Source organism: Gordonia sp. NPDC003424, from assembly GCF_053588655.1.
Window position 1 is genome coordinate 61351 of record NZ_JBSFQJ010000006.1, and the last position, 21472, is coordinate 82822.

Annotated in this window: 19 protein-coding genes, 1 pseudogene and 1 riboswitch; all 20 genes and pseudogenes read left to right on the forward strand. The window is 70.2% G+C overall.

Annotated features, from left to right (window positions below; genetic code table 11):
- Nucleotides 1-5: 5 nt before the first annotated feature.
- Entirely contained in the window at nt 6-569 is a 564-nt protein-coding gene (efp, locus tag ACWDTI_RS10965; RefSeq protein WP_449738108.1) for an elongation factor P, read from the forward strand.
- A 15-nt stretch (nt 570-584) separates the two neighbouring features.
- Nucleotides 585-1034: pseudogene (gene nusB / locus ACWDTI_RS10970) on the forward strand (transcription antitermination factor NusB); the annotation flags it as partial.
- A 171-nt stretch (nt 1035-1205) separates the two neighbouring features.
- A complete protein-coding gene (gene pyrR, locus ACWDTI_RS10975) occupies nt 1206-1760 on the forward strand; it encodes a bifunctional pyr operon transcriptional regulator/uracil phosphoribosyltransferase PyrR (RefSeq protein ID WP_449738109.1) in 555 nt (184 codons plus the stop codon).
- A complete protein-coding gene (locus ACWDTI_RS10980; RefSeq protein ID WP_449738298.1) occupies nt 1760-2722 on the forward strand; it encodes an aspartate carbamoyltransferase catalytic subunit in 963 nt (320 codons plus the stop codon). The genes pyrR and ACWDTI_RS10980 overlap by 1 nt, the downstream gene beginning before the upstream one ends.
- Before the next feature lie 11 nt (nt 2723-2733).
- On the forward strand, nt 2734-4038 hold the full coding sequence (locus tag ACWDTI_RS10985; RefSeq protein WP_449738299.1) for a dihydroorotase: 1305 nt from the start codon (nt 2734-2736) through the stop codon (nt 4036-4038).
- Complete coding sequence (locus ACWDTI_RS10990) at nt 4035-4565, forward strand: PH-like domain-containing protein (protein ID WP_449738110.1); 531 nt, start codon at nt 4035-4037, stop codon at nt 4563-4565. The genes ACWDTI_RS10985 and ACWDTI_RS10990 overlap by 4 nt, the downstream gene beginning before the upstream one ends.
- The gene (gene carA, locus ACWDTI_RS10995; RefSeq protein WP_449738111.1) at nt 4562-5698 is read left to right on the forward strand and encodes a glutamine-hydrolyzing carbamoyl-phosphate synthase small subunit; all 1137 of its coding nucleotides are present in this window, start codon (nt 4562-4564) and stop codon (nt 5696-5698) included. Before ACWDTI_RS10990 ends, carA begins: the two co-directional genes overlap by 4 nt.
- Complete coding sequence (carB, locus tag ACWDTI_RS11000; RefSeq protein ID WP_449738112.1) at nt 5698-9033, forward strand: carbamoyl-phosphate synthase large subunit; 3336 nt, start codon at nt 5698-5700, stop codon at nt 9031-9033. Before carA ends, carB begins: the two co-directional genes overlap by 1 nt.
- Entirely contained in the window at nt 9030-9929 is a 900-nt protein-coding gene (gene pyrF / locus ACWDTI_RS11005) for an orotidine-5'-phosphate decarboxylase (protein ID WP_449738113.1), read from the forward strand. The genes carB and pyrF overlap by 4 nt, the downstream gene beginning before the upstream one ends.
- A gap of 503 nt (nt 9930-10432) precedes the next feature.
- The gene (gene mihF / locus ACWDTI_RS11010) at nt 10433-10747 is read left to right on the forward strand and encodes an integration host factor, actinobacterial type (RefSeq protein WP_449738114.1); all 315 of its coding nucleotides are present in this window, start codon (nt 10433-10435) and stop codon (nt 10745-10747) included.
- Nucleotides 10744-11376, forward strand: a complete 633-nt coding sequence (gene gmk / locus ACWDTI_RS11015) for a guanylate kinase (RefSeq protein ID WP_449738300.1) — start codon at nt 10744-10746, stop codon at nt 11374-11376. Before mihF ends, gmk begins: the two co-directional genes overlap by 4 nt.
- Nucleotides 11373-11672 (forward strand): DNA-directed RNA polymerase subunit omega, encoded by a 300-nt coding sequence (gene rpoZ, locus ACWDTI_RS11020; RefSeq protein WP_449738115.1) that lies wholly within the window; start codon nt 11373-11375, stop codon nt 11670-11672. Before gmk ends, rpoZ begins: the two co-directional genes overlap by 4 nt.
- An 18-nt stretch (nt 11673-11690) precedes the next feature.
- Complete coding sequence (gene coaBC, locus ACWDTI_RS11025; RefSeq protein ID WP_449738116.1) at nt 11691-12923, forward strand: bifunctional phosphopantothenoylcysteine decarboxylase/phosphopantothenate--cysteine ligase CoaBC; 1233 nt, start codon at nt 11691-11693, stop codon at nt 12921-12923.
- 123 nt (nt 12924-13046) lie between these two features.
- A complete protein-coding gene (metK, locus tag ACWDTI_RS11030) occupies nt 13047-14261 on the forward strand; it encodes a methionine adenosyltransferase (RefSeq protein WP_449738117.1) in 1215 nt (404 codons plus the stop codon).
- Entirely contained in the window at nt 14210-16246 is a 2037-nt protein-coding gene (locus tag ACWDTI_RS11035) for a primosomal protein N' (RefSeq protein WP_449738118.1), read from the forward strand. Before metK ends, ACWDTI_RS11035 begins: the two co-directional genes overlap by 52 nt.
- 11 nt (nt 16247-16257) lie before the next feature.
- Nucleotides 16258-17190: a methionyl-tRNA formyltransferase gene (fmt, locus tag ACWDTI_RS11040; RefSeq protein ID WP_449738119.1), complete on the forward strand. Its 933-nt coding sequence runs from the start codon at nt 16258-16260 to the stop codon at nt 17188-17190.
- Nucleotides 17187-18557, forward strand: coding sequence for an RsmB/NOP family class I SAM-dependent RNA methyltransferase (locus tag ACWDTI_RS11045; protein WP_449738120.1), 1371 nt, complete (start codon nt 17187-17189; stop codon nt 18555-18557). The genes fmt and ACWDTI_RS11045 overlap by 4 nt, the downstream gene beginning before the upstream one ends.
- 134 nt (nt 18558-18691) lie before the next feature.
- Complete coding sequence (gene rpe, locus ACWDTI_RS11050; RefSeq protein ID WP_449738301.1) at nt 18692-19369, forward strand: ribulose-phosphate 3-epimerase; 678 nt, start codon at nt 18692-18694, stop codon at nt 19367-19369.
- Nucleotides 19370-19445: 76 nt separating this feature from the next.
- Nucleotides 19446-20435: a bifunctional diaminohydroxyphosphoribosylaminopyrimidine deaminase/5-amino-6-(5-phosphoribosylamino)uracil reductase RibD gene (ribD, locus tag ACWDTI_RS11055; protein ID WP_449738302.1), complete on the forward strand. Its 990-nt coding sequence runs from the start codon at nt 19446-19448 to the stop codon at nt 20433-20435.
- Between the two features lie 40 nt (nt 20436-20475).
- A riboswitch (FMN riboswitch) is annotated at nt 20476-20631 on the forward strand.
- A 51-nt stretch (nt 20632-20682) separates the two neighbouring features.
- Complete coding sequence (locus ACWDTI_RS11060) at nt 20683-21330, forward strand: riboflavin synthase (protein WP_449738121.1); 648 nt, start codon at nt 20683-20685, stop codon at nt 21328-21330.
- Nucleotides 21331-21472: the final 142 nt, after the last annotated feature.

A 21472-nucleotide genomic window follows, 5' to 3' on the forward strand; every position in this document is an offset into this window, starting at 1 on the left:
TACACATGGCGACCACCGCCGATTTCAAGAACGGCCTCGTGCTGCGCATGGACGACCAGCTCTGGCAGATCCTGGAGTTCCAGCACGTCAAGCCCGGCAAGGGCCCGGCGTTCGTGCGCACCAAGATCAAGAACGTGATGTCCGGCAAGACCGTCGACAAGACCTTCAACGCCGGCGTCAAGGTGGAGACCGCGACCGTCGACCGTCGCGACATGACCTTCCTCTACAACGACGGCACCGACTACGTGTTCATGGACGCGCAGGACTACGAGCAGTACGCCCTGTCGCCGGAGACCGTCGGCGACGGAGCCCGCTTCCTGCTGGAGAACATGACCGTGCAGGTGTCGCTGAACGACGGCACCCCGCTGTTCATCGAGCTCCCGGTCACCGTCGAGATGGAGGTCACCCACACCGATCCCGGTCTGCAGGGTGATCGATCCACCGGCGGCACCAAGCCCGCCACCATGGAGAGCGGCACCGAGATCCAGGTCCCGCTGTTCATCAACACCGGCGACCGGCTCAAGGTCGACTCCCGCGACGGCAGCTATCTCGGCCGCGTCAACGGCTGATCTGTCGGGACCGTAGTGAAGCAATCCGGAACCCGGCACAAGGCGCGTCGCCGCACCGTCGACCTGCTGTTCGAGGCCGAGGCCAAGAACGTCAGCCCGGCCCAGCTGGTCGCCGAGCGGCGCGAGTTCGTGCGTCACGACGAGAGCGTCGGCACGATCCACCCCTACACCGCGACGGTCGTCGACGGCCTGGCCGACGACCAGTCGCAGATCGACGCGGTCATCTCGTCGCACCTGCGGGGGTGGACCCTGGAGCGGCTGCCGGCGGTCGACCGGGCGATCCTGCGGCAGGCCACCTGGGAGCTGTTCAACGCCACCGACGTCGACGAGATCGTGATCGTCGACGAGGCCGTCGAACTGGCCAAGGAGCTGTCCACCGACGAATCGCCTGCCTTCGTCAACGGCGTGCTCGCGAAGATCGCGGAGCTCGCACCGCAGGTGCGTGCTGCAGCGGCCGCCGGGAGCGGAGCGGGCGGGGCCGATGTCACGGCCGCCGGGAGCGAAGCGGGCGGGGCCGATGTCACGGCCGCCTCGCCGTCGACCGAATCCGAGGATGTCGACCCCGGCGTGTAGAGTGTCTCGGCGAGACAGACATCCTTTAACGATCCGTCCGGCGAGGCGGAGAAGGAGGTCCGCGTGGCCGAACGTGTGCTGCTCGACGCTTCTGACGTCGCACGCACCATTGCCCGGGTGGCCCATCAGGTGATCGAGAAGACCGCCTTGGGCTCCCCGGATGCCCCCCGGGTCGTGATCATCGGAATCCCCACTCGCGGAACGTTTCTCGCTGACCGGCTGGCGGAGAAGATCAACGAGTTCGCCGGTACCGAGGTGCCTGTCGGTTACCTCGACATCACGCTCTACCGCGACGATCTGCGCGCCAAGCCGCATCGCCCCCTCGAACGCACGGTGGTTCCCGCCGGCGGTGTCGACAACTCCGTCGTGGTCCTCGTCGACGACGTCCTGTTCTCCGGCCGCACCGTCCGCGCGGCCCTCGACGCGCTGCGGGATCTCGGTCGCCCGGACGCTGTGCAACTCGCGGTGCTCGTCGACCGCGGACACCGCGAGCTGCCGCTGCGCGCCGACTACGTCGGCAAGAACATCCCGACCTCCCGCGACGAGAACGTCGCCGTGCACCTCGTCGAATCCGACGGCGTCGACGAGGTCGTGCTGAGCGGCAAGGTGCAAGCGTGATGCGGCACCTGCTGTCCACGGCGGACCTGAGCCTCGACGAGGCGACCGAGTTGCTGGACGAGGCCGAACGTTTCGAACAGGCGTTGACCGGCCGCGAGGTCCGCAAGCTGCCCACCCTGCGCGGTCGCACCGTGATGACCGTGTTCTACGAGAACTCCACCCGCACCCGGGTCTCCTTCGAGGTGGCGGGGAAGTGGATGAGCGCCGACGTGATCAACGTCAGTGCCTCGTCGAGCTCGGCCGGCAAGGGAGAGTCGTTGCGCGACACCGCGAAAACGCTGCGGGCGGCTGGCGCCGACGCGCTGATCGTGCGTCATCCCGCGTCGGGTGCCGCCCATCAGATCGCCGAGTGGACGGCCGAGATCGACGATGCCGGAGCGGTGTCCGGGCCGGCGGTCATCAACGCCGGCGACGGCATGCACGAACACCCCACCCAGGCGCTGCTCGACGCGCTGACGCTGCGGCAGCGGCTCGGTTCGCTCACCGGCCGCCGCATCGCGATCGTCGGCGACATCCTGCACTCGCGGGTCGCGCGGTCCAACGCGCACCTGCTGTCCACCCTCGGGGCCGAGGTGGTGCTCGTCGCGCCGGCCACGCTGCTGCCGGTCGGTGTCGAGGAGTGGCCGGTGACCGTGTCCGGCAACCTGGACGCGGAGCTGGCCGCGGTGGACGCGGTGATGATGCTGCGCGTGCAGGCCGAGCGGATGAACGGCGGGTTCTTCCCGAGCTCCCGCGAATACTCGGTGCGGTTCGGACTCAGCGAACGGCGCCTCGCCCTGCTCGACGAGAACGCCGTCGTCCTGCATCCGGGTCCGATGTTGCGCGGCATGGAGATCGGCTACTCGGTGGCCGACTCGCCGCAGGCCACCGTCCTCGAACAGGTCCGCAACGGTGTGCATGTGCGGATGGCGGTGCTGTTCCGCCTGCTCGTCGGCACCGACAGCTCAGGAGCCGCCCAGTGAACTCTCCCTCGATGCCGGCGACCGGTTCGGTCCTGATCACCGATGTCCGCCCGTACGGCGAGGGTGAGCTGGTCGACGTGCTCGTCGTCGACGGCGAGATCACCGAGATCGGCGCCGGACTGACCGCCCCCGACGGGGTGGAGACTGTCGACGGTGGCGGCGCGATCGCCCTGCCCGGTTTCGTCGACCTGCACGTCCACCTGCGCGAACCCGGCCGCGAGGACACCGAGACCATCCGCACCGGCTCGGCCGCGGCGGCGCTCGGCGGCTTCACCGCGGTGTTCGCGATGGCCAACACCAACCCGGTCGCCGACAACTCGACGGTCACCGACAACGTATGGCGCACCGGCCGCGACATCGGCCTGGTCGACGTGTACCCGATCGGTGCGGTCACCGTCGGGCTCGAGGGTAAACAGCTCGCCGAGATGGGCATGATGAACGCCGGCGTCGCCGGGGTGCGGATGTTCAGCGACGACGGCAAGTGCGTCGCCGACCCGCTGCTCATGCGCCGCGCGCTGGAGTACGCGAAGAGCCTCGACGTGCTGATCGCACAGCACGCCGAAGAACCGCGTCTGACCGTCGGCGCCATCGCCCACGAGGGACCGACCGCGTCCCGCCTGGGACTGACCGGCTGGCCACGCGCCGCCGAGGAGTCCATCGTCATCCGCGACGCCCTGCTCGCCCGCGACGCCGGCACCCGCGTGCACATCTGCCACGCGTCCACCGAGGGCACCGTGGAGCTGCTGCGCTGGGCGCGCGAGCAGGGCATCGCGATCAGTGCCGAGGTCACCCCGCATCACCTGCTGCTCGACGACTCCCGGTTGAGCACGTATGACGCGGTGAACAAGGTCAATCCGCCGCTGCGCGAGACCCGCGACAAGACGGCTCTGCGCCAAGCCCTCGCCGACGGTGTGATCGATTGCGTCGCAACAGATCACGCACCGCATGCGGCGCAGGAGAAGGCGTGCGAGTTCGCCCTCGCCCGGCCGGGCATGCTCGGTCTGCAGACCGCGCTGCCCATCGTGGTGGAGACCATGGTCAACCCGGGCCTGCTCGACTGGCGTGGGGTGGCGCGGGTGATGAGCGAACGGCCCGCACAGATCGTGGGCCTCACCGACCAGGGGCGCCCGATCGCGGTGGGGGAGCCGGGCAACCTGGCGCTGATCGACCCGGAGGCATCGTGGGTGGTGCACGGCCCCGACCTGGCGAGCCTCTCGGCCAACACCCCGTACGAGGCGATGACGATGCCGGCGACGGTCACCACGACCGTGCTGCGCGGTGTGGTCACGGCACGCGACGGCGAGGTCACCCGATGAGCGGTTTCGAACTCGTCGTGCTGCTGGTCGTCGTCCTGGTGTGGGCCGGCCTGGTGGCGCTCGCGCTGCGTGGCTGGCGCAACCGTGGCCGCCGACAGGCCGAGACGATCGGCGAACTCCCCGTCGCGCCAACCGAATTGCCGGAGCCGCTGCGCGGACCGGACACCGGGCTGTACGTCGGCAGCACCCTCGCGCCGAGCTGGCAGGACCGGATCGCGGTGGGCGACTTCGGGGATCGGGCCGCCGCGGCGATGTCGGCCTACCCCGACGGCATCCTCATCGACCGGAAGGGCGCCTCCGACATCTGGATTCCGCGGACGTCGATCACCGCGGTGCGCACCGAGCGGGGCCTGGCCGGGAAGGTGATGACGGCCGACGGTGTCCTCGTCATCCGCTGGGTGCTGCCGTCGGGCACCGAGATCGACTCCGGCCTGCGCGCCGACGACAAGGCCGTCTATCCGGGCTGGGTGGCCGACTTCGCGGCCAAACCGGGCCCCACCACCACAGAGCAAGGGAAAGAGCAATGAGCACAGCGGTTCTCGTGCTGGAGAACGGGCAGGTCTTCCGCGGCGTGCCGTTCGGCGCGGTCGGCGAGACGCTCGGCGAGGCGGTGTTCTGCACCGCCATGACCGGCTACCAGGAGACCCTCACCGACCCGAGCTACCACCGGCAGATCGTCGTGGCCACCGCTCCGCAGATCGGTAACACCGGCTGGAACGACGAGGACGACGAGAGTCACGGCGGCAAGATCTGGGTCGCCGGGTACGCGGTCCGCAATCCCACCCGCCGCGTGTCGAATTGGCGCGCCACCACCTCGCTCGACGAGGAACTGCAGCGGCAGGGGATCGTTGGCATCGCCGGGATCGACACCCGCACCGTGGTGCGCATCCTGCGGGACCACGGCTCGATGCGGGCCGGCGTGTTCTCCGGACCCGCCGTCGCCGACGACGCCGAACTTCTCGCCGCGGTGCGCAACCAGCCGGAGATGAAGGGCGCCGACCTCGCCGGCGAGGTGACCACCGATCAGGGCTATGTCATCGAACCGGCCGGCGAGACCCGCTTCACCGTCGCCGCGCTGGATCTCGGCATCAAGACCAACACCCCGCGGATGTTCGCCGAACGCGGTGTCCGCGTCCACGTGCTGCCGTCGACCGTCGGGCTCGACGCCATCACCGACCTCAAACCCGACGGGGTGTTCCTGTCAAACGGGCCGGGCGACCCGGCGACCGCGAACGCGATGGTCGAACTGACCAAAGGTGTTCTGGGCGAAGGTCTCCCGCTGTTCGGCATCTGCTTCGGCAACCAGATCCTCGGGCGGGCGCTCGGTCGGGGCACGTACAAGATGAAGTTCGGCCACCGCGGCATCAACATACCGGTCATCGACTCGGCGACCGGCACCGTGTCGATCACCGCGCAGAACCACGGCTTCGCACTCGAGGGCGAGGCCGGTGAGGAGTTCGACACCGAGCACGGTCGCGCCCGCGTCAGCCACGTCTGCGCCAACGACGGGGTCGTCGAGGGCGTGGAACTCGCATCCGGACAAGCCTTCTCGGTGCAGTATCACCCCGAGGCGGCCGCCGGGCCGCACGACGCCGCGTACCTGTTCGACAAGTTCGTCACCCTGATGGAGGGTGCGCACACTCACGGAACGAGGGCCTGATGCCGCGCCGTACCGACCTCTCCCACGTCCTGGTCATCGGGTCGGGCCCGATCGTCATCGGCCAGGCCTGCGAGTTCGACTACTCCGGCACGCAGGCGTGCCGCGTGCTCAAGGCCGAGGGCCTGCGGGTGAGCCTGGTGAACTCCAACCCGGCCACCATCATGACCGACCCGGAGTTCGCCGACGCCACCTATGTCGAACCGATCACGGCCGAGTACGTCGAGAAGGTCATCGAGACCGAACGCGACGCCGGCCACCCGATCGACGCCGTGCTGGCCACCCTCGGTGGGCAGACCGCCCTGAACACCGCCGTCGCACTGCACGATCGGGGATCGCTCGAGAAGTACGGAATCGAGCTGATCGGCGCCGACTTCGACGCGATCCAGCGCGGCGAGGACCGGCAGATGTTCAAGGACATCGTCGCCAAGGTCGGCGGCGAGAGCGCGCGGTCGGCCGTCTGCCACACGATGGACGAGGTGCACGCCACCGTCGCCGAACTCGGCTACCCGGTGGTGGTGCGCCCGTCGTTCACCATGGGCGGCCTCGGTTCCGGCATGGCCTACGACGAGGCCGACCTCGACCGCATCGCCGGCGGCGGCCTGGCCGCGTCGCCGACCGCGAACGTCCTCATCGAGGAGTCCATCCTCGGATGGAAGGAATACGAACTCGAGCTGATGCGCGACAACCGCGACAACGTGGTGGTCGTCTGCTCGATCGAGAACGTCGACCCGGTCGGCGTGCACACCGGCGACTCGGTCACCGTCGCGCCGGCCATGACGCTGACCGACCGCGAATACCAGAAGATGCGTGACCTCTCGATCGCCATCCTGCGCGAGGTCGGCGTGGACACCGGCGGCTGCAACATCCAGTTCGCGCAGGACCCGCGCGACGGACGCCTCGTCGTCATCGAGATGAACCCGCGCGTGTCGCGCTCGTCCGCCCTGGCCTCCAAGGCAACCGGATTCCCGATCGCCAAGATCGCCGCGAAGCTCGCCATCGGCTACAGCCTCGACGAGATCGTCAACGACATCACCAAGGAGACCCCAGCCTGCTTCGAGCCGACCCTCGACTACGTCGTGGTGAAGGCCCCGCGGTTCGCGTTCGAGAAGTTCCCCGGCGCCGACGACACGCTGACCACCACGATGAAGTCGGTCGGTGAGGCGATGAGCCTGGGCCGCAGCTTCGCCGAGGCCCTCGGAAAGGTGATGCGCTCGCTGGAGACCAAGGCGGCCGGCTTCTGGACCGAGGCCGACCGTCCCGACCCGTCGACGGTCGATCTCGACGCGCTTCTCGCCGAACTCAGGGTCCCCAGGGACGGGCGCCTGTACGGCATCATGCTGGCGTTCGACGCCGGCGCGTCGGTGGAGCAGCTCTATGAGGCGACCGCCATCGACCCCTGGTTCCTCGCCGAGATCGGCGCAATCGGTGCGCTCGGCGCGGACATCCGCGACGCCGACACGCTCGACGAGCCGCTGCTGCGGCTGGCCAAGTCGTCGGGCTTCTCCGACCGCCAGATCGCCGCACTGCGTACCGATCTCGCCGACGAGGCGGCGGTCCGCGAACTGCGCGGCACGCTCGGTGTGCATCCGGTCTACAAGACCGTCGACACCTGCGCCGCCGAGTTCGAGGCGAAGACGCCTTACCACTATTCGACCTACGAGCTCGACCCGGCCGCCACCAGCGAGATCGCGCCGCAGCCGGAGCGGCCCAAGGTGCTGATCCTCGGCTCCGGGCCCAACCGCATCGGTCAGGGCATCGAGTTCGACTACTCGTGCGTGCACGCCGCCATCACGCTCAGCGAGGCCGGCTACGAGACGGTCATGGTGAACTGCAACCCGGAGACGGTGTCCACCGACTACGACACCGCCGACCGGCTGTACTTCGAGCCGCTGACCTTCGAGGACGTCCTCGAGGTGTACCGGGCCGAGTCCGAGTCCGGCACCGTCGCGGGTGTGATCGTGCAGCTCGGCGGCCAGACCCCGCTCGGGTTGGCGCACCGCCTCGAGACCGCCGGCGTGCCGATCGTCGGCACCGGTCCCGCGGCGATCGACCTCGCCGAGGATCGCGGCGAGTTCGGCAAGGTCCTCACCGCAGCCGGACTGCCCGCACCGGCCTTCGGTACCGCCACCAGCTTCGACGAGGCCCGCGACACCGCCGCCCGCATCGGCTACCCGGTGCTCGTACGGCCTTCCTACGTCCTCGGCGGACGCGGCATGGAGATCGTCTACGACGAGCGCTCGCTGCAGGACTACATCTCCCGCGCCACCGAACTCACGCCCGACCACCCGGTGCTGGTCGACCGGTTCCTCGAGGACGCGGTCGAGATCGACGTGGATGCGCTGTGCGACGGCACCGAGGTCTACCTCGGCGGCGTGATGGAGCACATCGAGGAGGCCGGCATCCACTCGGGCGACTCGGCGTGTGCGCTGCCGCCGGTGACGCTCGGCCGCTCGGACCTCGCGATGGTGCGGGCCTCCACCGAGGCGCTCGCGAAGGGCATCGGGGTGCGTGGGCTGCTCAACGTGCAGTACGCGCTCAAGGACGATGTCCTCTATGTGCTGGAGGCCAATCCGCGGGCGAGCCGGACCGTGCCGTTCGTGTCGAAGGCCACCGCGGTGCAGCTGGCCAAGGCGTGCGCCCGGGTGATGCTGGGCACCTCGATCGCCGAACTGCGGGAGCAGGGCGTGCTCCCCAAGGAGGGTGACGGCGGCGAGTCGCCCGCCGAGGCACCGATCTCGGTGAAGGAAGCGGTGCTGCCGTTCAACCGGTTCCGTCGCGAGGACGGCACCGGTGTCGACTCCCTGCTGAGCCCGGAGATGAAGTCCACCGGTGAGGTGATGGGCATCGACGCCGACTTCGGCCGGGCTTTCGCCAAGTCGCAGACCGCCGCCTACGGGTCGCTGCCCACCTCGGGTGCGGTGTTCGTGTCGGTGGCCAACAAGGACAAGCGCGCCCTGATCTTCCCGGTCAAACACCTCGCCGACCTCGGATTCGAGATCCTGGCCACCGAGGGGACCGCAGATGTGTTGCGCCGCAACGGTATCCACTGCCGGACCGTGCGCAAACACTTCGAGGCGGCGCATGGGGAGCCGACGATCGTGGACATCATCCGGGCCGGGGAGGTCTCGATGGTGATCAACACGCCGTACGGCAACTCCGGGCCGCGCGTGGACGGCTACGAGATCCGCAGCGCCGCCGTGTCGGTGAACATCCCCTGCATCACCACCGTGCAGGGCGCCAGCGCGGCCGTGCAGGGCATCGAGGCGGCACTCGCCGGAGAGATGTCGGTGGAGTCGCTGCAGCGGCGCCACGCGGTGTTGGTGAATCGACGATGACGGGGTTCGGCACTCGGCACCGCGCCGCGGTTACGAGCCGTGGGCGGCTGTGTGCCGGTATCGATCCCCATGCCGAGCTGCTCGAGCAGTGGGGTCTGCCGGTCTCGGCCGACGGCCTCGCCCGGTTCGCGGACATCTGCGTCGAAGCCCTCGGACCCGTCGCGGCGGTGATCAAGCCGCAGGTGGCCTTTTTCGAGGTCTTCGGCTCGGCCGGCTTCGCCGTGCTCGAACGCGTCATCCGCGGCTGTCAGGAGGCCGGTGCTCTGGTCCTGGCCGATGCCAAACGGGGCGACATCGGATCGACGATGGCCGCCTATGCGACGGCGTGGCTCGACGACCGCTCACCGCTGTGCTCGGACGCCGTCACCGCCTCCCCGTACCTCGGCTTCGGGTCGCTCTCGCCGGCCATCGACGCGGCCCGTGCCGGGCAGCGCGGCGTCTTCGTGCTCGCGCGCACCTCGAACCCGGAGGGGGCCGGGGTGCAGCTGGCCGATCCCGCCCGCTCCCTGGCCGATCCCGCCCGGTCCCTGAGCCTGTCGAAGGGCCGATCCCTGAGCAGCGAGCTTGCGAGCGTGTCGAAGGGCACCGTGGCCCAATCCATCGTCGACGCCGCCGCGGTGGAGAACGCCGACGGCACCGCCACGCTCGGCCTTGTCGTCGGCGCGACACGCGCGCACGGCCTCGACCTGTCCGGTCTGAACGGCCCGATCCTCTCGCCCGGCCTCGGTGCCCAGGGCGCCACGCCGGCCGACCTGCCCGAGGTGTTCGCCGGCGCCGACCCCGCCTGGGTGCTGCCCGCATCGAGCCGCGGCGTGCTGCGCGCCGGACCCGACGTCGCCGCATTGCGAGCCGAGTTCACCCGCACCCGCGACGAGGTCGAGGCCGCGCTCGGCTGAGCGTCCGCAGTCTCTGGCCGCACCTGCACTTTCTGGCCGCAGCATCGGCCCCAGCCGGATTTCATGACTGCGACCGGAATCGCGACGGTCGAAGCGCTCGCGACACGCGCGAAACGTGACTCTTTCCAGAAATTTCCGTGCCATCACTCCCGTCACAGCAGCATCAGCGCCGGTCAGGGCGCATTCTCGGCGTGTGCAGACACCGGTCGGGGTATGGGCCACGCCACATTGCCTCCTGACCTGCGGTTTCCTCGCAAAACGCGTCGTCAGGGCGGTGCGCGCGACCATTGTCGGACCACTCGGCTACGTTCTTGGCGGGCGGCACGCTACAACACCCGGATCCCCGGGTTTTGCAGGGGTGGCCCTCGCAAATGCCTGCTCACGTGGGTACGGTCGCTTTCGCCGCCACATTCGGCGACGTCGCTTCTGCGACCACAGTCACCGCACCGCCATCCGGCGGCCGGTGGCAGACCAATCGAAGACACCGAAAGACGGAGGAACCCGTGGCCCTTCCCCAGTTGACAGACGAGCAGCGCGCTGCCGCGTTGGAGAAGGCTGCTGCCGCTCGGCGGGCCCGCGCCGAGCTCAAAGAGCGCCTGAAGCGCGGCGGCACCGACCTCAAGCAGGTCCTCGCCGACGCCGAGAACGATGAAATCCTGGGCAAGATGAAGGTCTCGGCCCTGCTCGAGGCATTGCCCAAGGTCGGCAAGGTCAAGGCGCAGGAGATCATGACCGAGCTGGAGATCGCCCCGACGCGCCGCCTGCGTGGCCTCGGTGATCGTCAGCGCAAAGCACTGCTCGAGAAGTTCAGCTCCTGACCGAGCACACCGAACACCACACGAGGGGCCGACTGGTTGTACTGGTCGGCCCCTCGGCCGTGGGTAAATCCACCGTCGTCGCCCGCGTCCGTGAGCTGGTTCCGCAGCTCTGGTTCAGCGTCTCGGCGACGACCCGCGCGCCCCGGCCCGGAGAGGTCGACGGCCGCGACTATCACTTCGTCGGCAACGACGAGTTCGACCGCATGATCGCCGACGACGAGCTCCTCGAATGGGCGGAGATCCACGGCGGTCTGCAACGGTCGGGAACACCGTGCCGGCCGGTTCTCGACGCCCTGGAGCGCGGTCTGCCGGTGCTCATCGAGGTCGACCTCGTCGGCTTCCGCAACGTGGTGCGCCGGCTTCCCGAGGCGATCAGCGTGTTCCTGGCGCCGCCGAGCTGGGACGATCTGGTCACCCGACTGACCGGACGTGGCACCGAAACCCCCGAGGCCGTGGCGCGCCGCCTGGAGACCGCCCGCACCGAAATGGCCGCCTCCGACGAGTTCGACCACGTGTTGGTGAACAGCGAAGTCGACCAGGTGGCCTCCGAGTTGGTATCCTTGCTGGTTGGACCCGATGTCCCAGCCGCTGACATCCGGGCAGCATCAAACCCACAGGAGATTGTGTGAGCACCCAGACCAACTTCGACTTCACCGAGATCGCCGACGCGCCGGCCTACGACACCCCGCTGGGTATCACCAATCCGCCGATCGACGAACTCCTCGAACGTGCATCGTCGAAGTACGCGCTGGTGATCTACGCGGCCAAGCGCGCACGCCAGATCAACGACTACTACAACCAGCTCGGCGACGGCATCCTCGAGTACGTCGGCCCGCTCGTCGAGCCCGGTCTGCAGGAGAAGCCGCTGTCCATCGCGATGCGTGAGATCCACTCCGACCTCCTCGAGCACACCGAGGGCGAATAGGCCTCGGCTCCCACACCGATGTCCAGAATCCTCGTCGGGGTGGGCGGCGGTATCGCCGCCTACAAGGTGTGCTCGGTCATCCGGCATTTCACCGAGGCCGGGCACGACGTCCGCGTCGTGCCGACGGCGGCCGCGCTGAAGTTCGTGGGTGCCGCGACCTTCGAGGCGCTCTCCGGTAACCCGGTGAGCACCGACGTCTTCGACGACGTCGACCAGGTCGCCCACGTACGTCTCGGCCAGGGTGCCGAACTGGTGGTCATCGCGCCTGCCACCGCCGACCTGATGGCCCGCGCGGCCTCCGGACGGGCCGACGACCTGCTCACCGCGTCCCTGCTGACCGCCCGCTGTCCCGTGCTCTACGCGCCGGCGATGCACACCGAGATGTGGGAGCATCCCGCGACCCAGGCCAACGTCGCCGCGTTGCGCTCTCACGGGGCGACCGTGATGACGCCGGCGTCGGGACGACTGACCGGTACCGATAGCGGTCCGGGACGGCTGCCCGACCCGCAGGAGATCGCGCTCATCGGTGAGCTGCTGCTCGACCGGCCCGACGCGCTGCCCTACGACCTGCACGGCGTGCGTGTGGTCATCAGCGCCGGCGGTACCCGCGAACCACTCGACCCGGTGCGCTTCCTCGGCAACCGCAGCTCCGGCAAGCAGGGGTTCGCCCTCGCCCGGGCCGCCGCCCAGCGCGGCGCGACGGTGACCGTGGTCGCCGGGTCCACCGCCGAACCCGGAGACCCGGCCGGCGTCGAGATCGTCCGGGCGCCCAGCGCACGCGAACTGTCCGACGAGATGACCAAGCGGGCCGCCGAGGCCGACGTCGTCATCATGGCCGCCGCGGTCGCCGACTTCCGGCCCGTCTCGGTGTCCGAGGCGAAGATCAAGAAGGGCGACGACGGCCCCGCCCCCATCGAACTCACGACGAACCCCGACATCCTGCGCGGCCTCGTCGAGTCCCGCGAGACCGGAGACATCCCGGCCGGGGTGATCATCGTCGGATTCGCGGCCGAAACCGGCGACGAGGCCGGCGGAGTCCTCGACCACGGTCGCGCCAAACTGCGCCGCAAGGGCTGTGACCTGCTGGTGGTCAATGCGGTGGGTGACGGCAAGGCGTTCGGCACCGAGGACAACACCGGGTGGCTGCTCTCGTCGACCGGCACCGAGACCGCGCTGCCGATGGGGTCGAAAACACTCATGTCGAGCAGAATCCTTGACGAAGTCCGCGCGCTGGTCCCTGATGTAGGCTGAATGTCCCCGCGCCCGGGAGGGGAGGACCCCGGTGTGCGCGACCCCTGATCACCAGAGACAATCAATCCCACGAACCGTGTGCCCGTACCCGACATCGACGGGCGGTAAGCCTGAGAGGACCCGATGACCACCTCTGCGTCACGCCTGTTCACGAGTGAATCCGTCACCGAGGGACATCCCGACAAGATCTGCGACGCCATCAGTGATTCGATCCTCGACGCCCTGCTCGCCGCCGATCCCGCCGCCAAGGTCGCGGTGGAGACCCTGGTGACCACCGGGCAGGTGCACGTGGCGGGCGAGGTCAACACGACCGCCTACGCCGACATCCCCACCATTGTGCGGGAGAAGATCCTCGACATCGGCTACGACTCGTCCACCAAGGGCTTCGACGGCGCGTCCTGCGGCGTCAACGTCGCGATCGGTGCTCAGTCCCCGGAGATCGCGCAGGGCCTCACCGACTCGCACGAAACGCGCTACGGCGGCATCGAGGACGAGATCGACAAGCAGGGCGCCGGCGACCAGGGCCTGATGTTCGGTTTCGCCACCGACGAGACCCCCGAGCTGATGCCGCTGCCGATCTCCCTGGCCCACAAGCTCGCGCGACGGCTCACCGAGGTCCGCAAGACCGGTGTGCTGCCGTACCTGCGGCCCGACGGCAAGACCCAGGTCACCATCGAATACGCCGGGGACATCCCGGTCCGGCTCGACACCGTGGTGGTCTCGACGCAGCACGCCGCCGACATCGACATCGACAACATGCTCACCCCGGACATCCGCAAGGAGGTCCTCGAGCCGGTGTTCGCGTCGCTGGACCTGCCCAACCCGCTCGACACCTCCGACGTGCGGCTGCTGGTCAACCCGACCGGCCGGTTCGTGCTCGGCGGCCCGATGGGCGACGCCGGCCTGACCGGGCGAAAGATCATCGTCGACACCTACGGCGGCATGGCCCGCCACGGCGGCGGCGCCTTCTCCGGCAAGGACCCGTCGAAGGTCGACCGCAGCGCCGCCTACGCGATGCGCTGGGTGGCCAAGAACGCGGTCGCCGCCGGCCTGGCCAAGCGCATCGAGGTCCAGGTCGCCTACGCGATCGGCAAGGCCGCCCCGGTCGGCCTGTTCGTCGAGACCTTCGGCACCGAGAAGGTCGACCCGGCCGTGATCCAGCAGGCCATCTCCGAGGTCTTCGACCTGCGCCCGGGCGCGATCATCCGCGACCTCGACCTGCTGCGGCCGATCTACGCACCGACCGCCGCCTACGGGCACTTCGGCCGCACCGACATCGATCTCCCGTGGGAGCGGACCGACCGCGCGGAGAAGCTGCGGGCAGCCGCAGGACTCTGAGCACCCGGACGCCCGCGCCGCGGGCGCCGATCGGCCGGGTGCTGCCGATGCTCGGGCTGGCCCACCTGGACCGCCCGTTCGACTACCTGATCGACGCCGACCAGGATGCCGACGCGCAACCCGGTGTGCGAGTGCGGGTTCGGTTCTCCGGACGGCTCGTCGACGGCTTTCTGCTCGAGCGCACCGAGGAGAGCGATCACCCGGGGAAGCTGGGCTGGATCGACCGGGTGGTCTCCGCCGAACCGGTTCTCGGGCCCGAGCTCGCGGCATTGTGCCGCGCCGTCGCCGACCGCTACGCCGGCACGATGTCCGATGTCGTCCGCCTCGCCATCCCACCCCGGCATGCCCGCACCGAGAAGGAAGACACACCGGCGCCCGCACCGCTGGACACGCTGCCGCCGGTCGACGGGTCGGCCTGGGACGTCTACACCGCGGCCGAGTCGTTCCGGCACTCGCTGATCTCCGGTGGCGCGCCGCGCGCGGTCTGGCAGGCGACGGCGGGCGAGGACTGGCCCGCACGACTCGCCGAGCTCGCCGCCGCCACGGCCGCCGCGGGGCGGGGAGTGATCCTCGTGGTGCCCGACCAGCGCGATCTCGACCGGCTGGACGCCGCCTGCGCTCCGCTGCTCGGCGAGCGCCGCGTCACGCTGGCCGCCGGGCTCGGACCGACCGCCCGCTATCGACGATGGCTCGCGGTGCGACGCGGAGCCGCAAACGTGGTTCTCGGCACACGCAGCGCCGTCTTCGCGCCGGTCGGTGACCTCGGGCTGATCGTCGTGTGGGACGACGGCGACGACAGCCTGGTCGAGCCGAGGGCGCCCTATCCGCATCCGCGCGAGGTGGCGGTGCTGCGGTCGCATCAGGAACGGTGCGCCCTGGTGCTCGGCGGGTTCGCCCGAACCGCCGAGGCGCATTCGCTGGTGACCGCCGGCTGGGCGCACGACCTGGTCGCCGACCGCACGACCACCCGGGCCCGCACCGCTCGCGTGGTGGCCCTGTCCGACGACGACCGGCGGGTGGCGAACGATCCGCTGGCGCGGTCGGCCCGTATCCCGGCGATGGCGTTCGAGGCCGCCCGCACCGCCCTGGCCGCCGACCGCGCGGTGCTGTTCAGCGTGCCGCGGCGCGGGTACATCCCGTCGTTGGCGTGCGCCCGCTGCCGCACCCACGCGCGCTGCCGGGAATGCCGCGGTCCGCTGGAACTCGATGCGCGACAACGACTCTCGTGCCGGTGGTGTGGACGTCCGGAGGTGGCGTTCCGGTGCGCGGAGTGTGGCGGCACCCAGGTGCGGGCGCTGACCACCGGTGCCCGACGCACCGCCGAGGAACTCGGCCGCGCGTTCGCCGGGGTCCCGGTGCTCACCTCCGGCGGCACCTCGATCGCCGACGCCGTCGGCCCGGGTGCCCGGGTGGTCGTGGCGACCCCGGGCGCCGAACCCGTCGCCGACGGTGGCTACGGGGCGGCCGTGCTGCTGGACACGTGGGCGCAACTCGATCGGGTCGATCTGCGGTCCGGCGAGGATGCGGTGCGTCGCTGGATGGCGGTCGGCGCGCTGGTCCGCCCGCAGTCCGACGGTGGCACGCTGGTCATCGTCGCCGATGCCGGACTCGCCCCGGTGCAGGCGCTGATCCGGTGGGATCCGGTGGGTTTCGCCGACCAGGAACTCACCGGACGCGCCGAACTCGGCTTCCCGCCCGCGGTCACGATGGCGTCGGTCGACGGTGACCTGGCCACCATCTCGGCGTTCGTCGAGTCGATCCAACTGCCGGCGGGTGCGCAGACGCTCGGCCCGGTGCCGCTGCCACCCGGGGTGCGCGCCCCCTCAGGTGACTTCGACGGCGAGATCGACCGTATCCTGCTGCGGGTGGATCGCCGGGACGGGAAGGGCCTCGCCCACGCCCTGGCGAACGCCCAGATGCGCCGCAACACCCACCACGAGACCGGCCCCATCCGAGTGCAGGTCGACCCGCCGACGATCGGGTAGAAAGAGTTCCCATGAGAGTCGTGTTCGCCGGAACGCCCGGGGTTGCGGTGCCGTCGCTGCGATTGTTGCTCGAGTCGCCGCGGCATGAGGTCGTCGGGGTGATCTCCCGGCCGGACACCGTCGCCGGGCGCGGGCGCACCATCGTGCGATCCCCGGTGGCCACCCTGGCCGACGAGGCCGGGATCGACGTCATCACGCCGCGTCGGCTCAGCGACCCCGGCGTGCTGGACCGGCTGCGGTCGTGGCGGCCCGACTGCGGCGCGGTCGTCGCCTACGGCGGCCTGGTGCCGCCCGGCCTGCTCGACCTGCCGACACACGGCTGGATCAACCTGCACTTCTCCGTCCTGCCCGCCTGGCGCGGTGCGGGACCCGTGCAGGCGGCCATCGCCGCCGGCGACGAGGTGACCGGGGCCAGCACCTTCCTCCTCGAGGAAGGGCTCGACACCGGCCCCGTCTACGGCGTCATCACCGAGACCATCCGTCCCGCCGACACCAGCGGCGATCTCCTCGGCCGGCTCGCCGAGTCCGGTGCGCACCTGCTCCTGTCCACCCTGGACGGCATCGCCGACGGCGCGCTCACCCCGGTCGCGCAGTCGTCGGCCGGCGTCAGTCACGCCCCCAAGGTCGACGTCGACGACGCCCGCATCCGCTGGGATCTGCCCGCCCACATCGTCGACCGACGCATCCGCGCCCACACGCCCGCGCCGGGTGCGTGGACCACCCTCGACGGAGCCCGCATCAAGGTGGGTCCGGTGACCCCGGCCGACGCGCCCGCCGACGCGCCGGAGCCCGGCGCGCTCGTGGTGACGAAGAAGGCGGTGTTCGTCGGCACCTCGAGCGGTGCGGTGCTGCTCGGGTGGGTGCAACCGCCGGGGAAGAAGGAGATGCCGGCGGCCGACTGGGCCCGCGGCGCACGACTCGACGACGATACGGTGCTGGCATGAAGCGGCCCGCGATGATCCGCGACAAGCCGGTCGACGCCGCCCGGGCGGCCGCCCGCGACACCCTGCGGGCGGTACGCGAGCGGGACGCGTACGCGAACCTCGTGCTGCCGAAGATGCTGCGGGAGAGGGGAATCACCGGGCGTGACGCCGCCCTGGCGACGGAGCTGGCCTACGGTGCCGCCCGCGCGCAGGGGCTGCTCGACGCGGTGATCTCGTCGGCGGCCGGACGGCCGGTGGGCGAGATCGACGGCGAGGTGCTCGACGTGTTGCGGCTCGGCACCTACCAACTGGTGCGTACCCGCATCGGGTCGCACGCCGCCGTCTCGACGTCGGTCGACCTCATCCGCTCCGAGATGGGCATGGGACCGGCCGGATTCGTGAACGCGGTACTGCGCAAGGTGTCCCAGCGCGACGAGGACCTGTGGGTCGACGAGCTCGCCCCGTCGATGGCCGACGACCTGATCGGCAACCTCGCCTTCCGCTACGCCCATCCGCGCTGGATCGCGCAGGTGTTCTTCGACGCACTCGGCGGCTCGGCCGGGCGTCTGCAGGCCGAGCTCGCCGCCGACGACGAACGGCCGCCGGTGCATCTGGTGGCCCGTCCGGGCCTGATCACCGCCGAGGAGCTGGCGCTGACCAGCGACGGCGAGATCGGCCGGTACTCGCCGTACTGCGTCTACCTGCCGGGCGGGGACCCCGGTCAGCTCGATGCGGTCCGCGAGGGTTACGCGGGCGTGCAGGACGAGGGCAGTCAGCTCGTCGGCCGGGCGGTCACGGTCGCCGAGGTCGCCGACGACGCCGGACGGTGGCTGGACATGTGCGCCGGGCCCGGTGGCAAGGCCGCGCTGGTGGCCGCGATCGCCGACATCGACGGCGCCCGCCTCGACGCCATCGAGGTCTCGGAGCATCGCGCCGAGCTCATCCGCAAGGCGGTCCGCGATCTGCCCGTCGACGTGCACGTGGCCGACGCCCGCGCCAGCGGCCTCGAGCCGGGCTTCGACCGCATCCTGCTCGACGCCCCGTGCAGCGGGCTCGGCTCGCTGCGCCGCCGCCCCGAGGCACGGTGGCGCCGCACCCCCGACGATGTTGCGGAACTCGTTGTGTTGCAACGGGAATTGCTCACCGAGGCGCTGCGCCTGTGCAAGCCCGGGGGAGTGGTCGTCTACTCGACGTGTTCACCGCATCCCGCGGAGACGGTCGGGGTGATCGACGCAGTGCTGGCCCAGCACCCGGCCGTCGAACAGCTCGACGCCCGCACCCTGGTGCCGATCCCGGCCGACCTCCTCGGCCCCGGCCCGCACGTCCAACTCTGGCCCCACCTGCACGGCACCGACGCGATGTTCCTCGCCGCGCTGCGGACCCAGTAGTTCGTCCCCCGCCTTTGCGAGGATCCTCCACATGTTCGCGGGGGATACTCGCAAAGGATGCGGAGGAACCGGGAGCCGGGGAGTGGAGCGGCTACCCCTACAATCTGGGCATGTCGCAGCCCACCGGTGACCCGATGATCGCCCCGTCCATCCTCTCCGCCGACTTCGCCAACCTCGCCGCCGAGGCCGATGCGGTGTCGCACGACGGCGCCACCCGCGCCGACTGGCTGCACGTCGACGTGATGGACGCGCACTTCGTGCCCAACCTCACCCTCGGCCTGCCGATCGTGGAGAGCCTGCTCAAGGCGACCGACATCCCGCTCGACTGCCACCTGATGATCGAGAACCCGGAACGCTGGGCGCCGCCATATGCCGAGGCGGGCGCCTACAACGTCACCTTCCACGCCGAGGCCACCGACGACCCGATCGCCGTCGGCCGCGACATCCGCGCCGCCGGCGCCAAGGCCGGTCTGAGCATCAAACCGGGAACCCCGCTCGAGCCGTACCTCGAGATCCTCCGTGACTTCGACACGCTGCTCATCATGAGCGTCGAGCCGGGCTTCGGCGGCCAGAAGTTCATCCCCGAGGTGCTCGCCAAGGCCCGGACCATCCGCAAGTTCATCGACGCCGAGGACCTGACACTGCTCGTCGAGATCGACGGCGGCATCAACACCGACACCATCGAGGAGGCCGCCGAAGCGGGCATCGACTGCTTCGTCGCGGGGTCGGCGGTGTACGGCGCCGGCGACCCGGGTGCCGCGGTCGCCGGACTGCGCGCGCAGGCCGCCGCGGCGCGCCCCCATGCCCACTGACCCGACCTACACCGACGACCCGGCCGCCGTCGACGGCCCGGCCGCCACCGACGACCCGGCCGCCGTCGACGGACCGATGCGGTCGGCGATCGACCAATCGCGCCACGCGCTGGGCCTGAGCAGCCCCAACCCGCCCGTCGGGGCGGTGATCGTCGCATCCGACGGCAGCATCGTCGGGCGCGGCCACACGCAGCCGCCCGGGGGTCCGCACGCCGAGATCGTCGCGCTGGCCGACGCCGGTGCCGCGGCCCGTGGGGCCACCGCGGTGGTCACCCTGGAACCGTGCAATCACACCGGCCGTACCGGCCCGTGCAGCGAGGCGCTCATCGAGGCCGGCGTCGAGCGGGTCGTCTACGCGGTGCCCGACCCCAACCCGGCCGCCGCCGGTGGCGCCGACCGGCTACGTGCCGCGGGGATCACCGTCGTCGGCGGTCATCTCGAGGACGAGGCACGTGAGGGGCCGCTGCGGTACTGGCTGCATCGGCAACGCACCGGCCGCCCGTTCGTCACGGTCAAGATCGCCGCCGGACTCGACGGCCGGATCGCCGCACCCGACGGCACCAGTCAATGGATCACCGGGGAAGAGTCCCGCGCCCGCGCACACCGTCAGCGCGCCGAGATCGATGCGATAGTCGTCGGCATCGGCACGGTCGTCCGGGATGATCCAGCCCTCACCGCGCGCCGCCCCGACGGTTCGCTCGCCGCCCATCAACCGGTACGAATCGTCATGGGACTCAGGGACATTCCCGACGACGCACAGATCCGGGACGCCACCGCCGCGCCGATGGCGCAGGTCCGGACACACGACCCCGCCGACGTAGTGGCCGCACTGCCCGACGCCACCTGGATGCTCGTCGAGGGCGGCCCGGCGATCATCGGCGCGTTCCTCGCCGCCGGACTCGTCGACGAGATCGAGGCCTACGTGGCGCCGCTGATCCTCGGTGCGGGCACCTCCTCGGTCGACATGCCCGGCGTCACCACCCTGGCCGACGCCCGACGGTTCGTCACCACGGGTGTCGAGATGCTCGGTGCCGACGTCCTCCTCCGGTATCGCCCGGCGGGATAGGAGATGTCGGTGGCGGGTCAGGTCGTGCTAACTTCGATGGCAGAGTTCTCGGGGCGGGGTGCAATTCCCCACCGGCGGTGATGAGGTCCGATCCATATCGGACATCGAGCCCGCGAGCGCCTGCCACCCGGCAGGGACAGCAGATCCGGTGTGAATCCGGAGCCGACGGTCATAGTCCGGATGTGAGAGAACGCAGGCGTCGCGTCGACGTCTGGTGCGCTCCGAGCCTGTGGTTGGAGGAGCGCACGTGTTCACCGGCATCGTCGAAGAGCTCGGCACGATCGTCGCACGCGACGACCTGCCCGACGCCGCCCGACTCACCGTCCGCGGCCCCCTGGTCACCAGCGATGCCAAGTTCGGCGACTCGATAGCGGTCAACGGTGTCTGCCTGACCGTCGTCGAGCAGGGCCCCGACGAGTTCACGGTCGACGTCATGGCCGAAACACTCAATCGCAGCTCACTGGCAGCGCTGTCGGCGGGCAGCCCGGTCAATCTGGAACGGGCGATGGCCGCCGGTGGCCGCTTCGGCGGGCACATCGTGCAGGGCCACGTCGACGGTGTCGGCGAGGTCGTCGCGATCACCCCGTCGGACAACTGGACGGTCGTGCGGATCGCGGTGCCCGACAAGCTGAGTCGCTACATCGTCGAGAAGGGCTCGATCACCGTCGACGGTGTCTCGCTGACCGTCGCCGCCCTCGGCGACGACGCGGACGGACACAGCTGGTTCGAGATATCCCTGATCCCGACGACACTGGCCGAAACCAACCTGGGGACCACCACGGTGGGCACCCCGGTGAACCTCGAGGTGGACGTGATCGCGAAATACGTCGAAAGACTTCATCCCGCCCTGCGGGATGGGGTGGTCGACGCCGACGGTATGGACACGGTGCAGTGAGACCGATCGACAACGAGAGGCCGTCGGTGGCCCCGGACACACGGTGGAGTGAGACCGATCGACAACGAGAGGCCGTCGGTGGCCCCGGACACACGGTGGAGTGAGACCGATCGACAACGAGAGGCCGTCGGTGGCCCCGGAC

Excerpts from the sequence above, each read along its gene's own strand:
- efp (WP_449738108.1), top strand. The coding sequence starts at position 6 with ATGGCGACCACCGCCGATTTCAAGAACGGCCTCGTGCTGCGCATGGAC.
- ACWDTI_RS10980 (WP_449738298.1), top strand. The coding sequence starts at position 1,760 with ATGCGGCACCTGCTGTCCACGGCGGACCTGAGCCTCGACGAGGCGACC.
- ACWDTI_RS10985 (WP_449738299.1), top strand. The coding sequence starts at position 2,734 with ATGCCGGCGACCGGTTCGGTCCTGATCACCGATGTCCGCCCGTACGGC.
- ACWDTI_RS10990 (WP_449738110.1), top strand. The coding sequence starts at position 4,035 with ATGAGCGGTTTCGAACTCGTCGTGCTGCTGGTCGTCGTCCTGGTGTGG.
- carA (WP_449738111.1), top strand. The coding sequence starts at position 4,562 with ATGAGCACAGCGGTTCTCGTGCTGGAGAACGGGCAGGTCTTCCGCGGC.
- carB (WP_449738112.1), top strand. The coding sequence starts at position 5,698 with ATGCCGCGCCGTACCGACCTCTCCCACGTCCTGGTCATCGGGTCGGGC.
- pyrF (WP_449738113.1), top strand. The coding sequence starts at position 9,030 with ATGACGGGGTTCGGCACTCGGCACCGCGCCGCGGTTACGAGCCGTGGG.
- coaBC (WP_449738116.1), top strand. The coding sequence starts at position 11,691 with ATGTCCAGAATCCTCGTCGGGGTGGGCGGCGGTATCGCCGCCTACAAG.
- metK (WP_449738117.1), top strand. The coding sequence starts at position 13,047 with ATGACCACCTCTGCGTCACGCCTGTTCACGAGTGAATCCGTCACCGAG.
- fmt (WP_449738119.1), top strand. The coding sequence starts at position 16,258 with ATGAGAGTCGTGTTCGCCGGAACGCCCGGGGTTGCGGTGCCGTCGCTG.
- ACWDTI_RS11045 (WP_449738120.1), top strand. The coding sequence starts at position 17,187 with ATGAAGCGGCCCGCGATGATCCGCGACAAGCCGGTCGACGCCGCCCGG.
- rpe (WP_449738301.1), top strand. The coding sequence starts at position 18,692 with ATGATCGCCCCGTCCATCCTCTCCGCCGACTTCGCCAACCTCGCCGCC.
- ribD (WP_449738302.1), top strand. The coding sequence starts at position 19,446 with ATGCGGTCGGCGATCGACCAATCGCGCCACGCGCTGGGCCTGAGCAGC.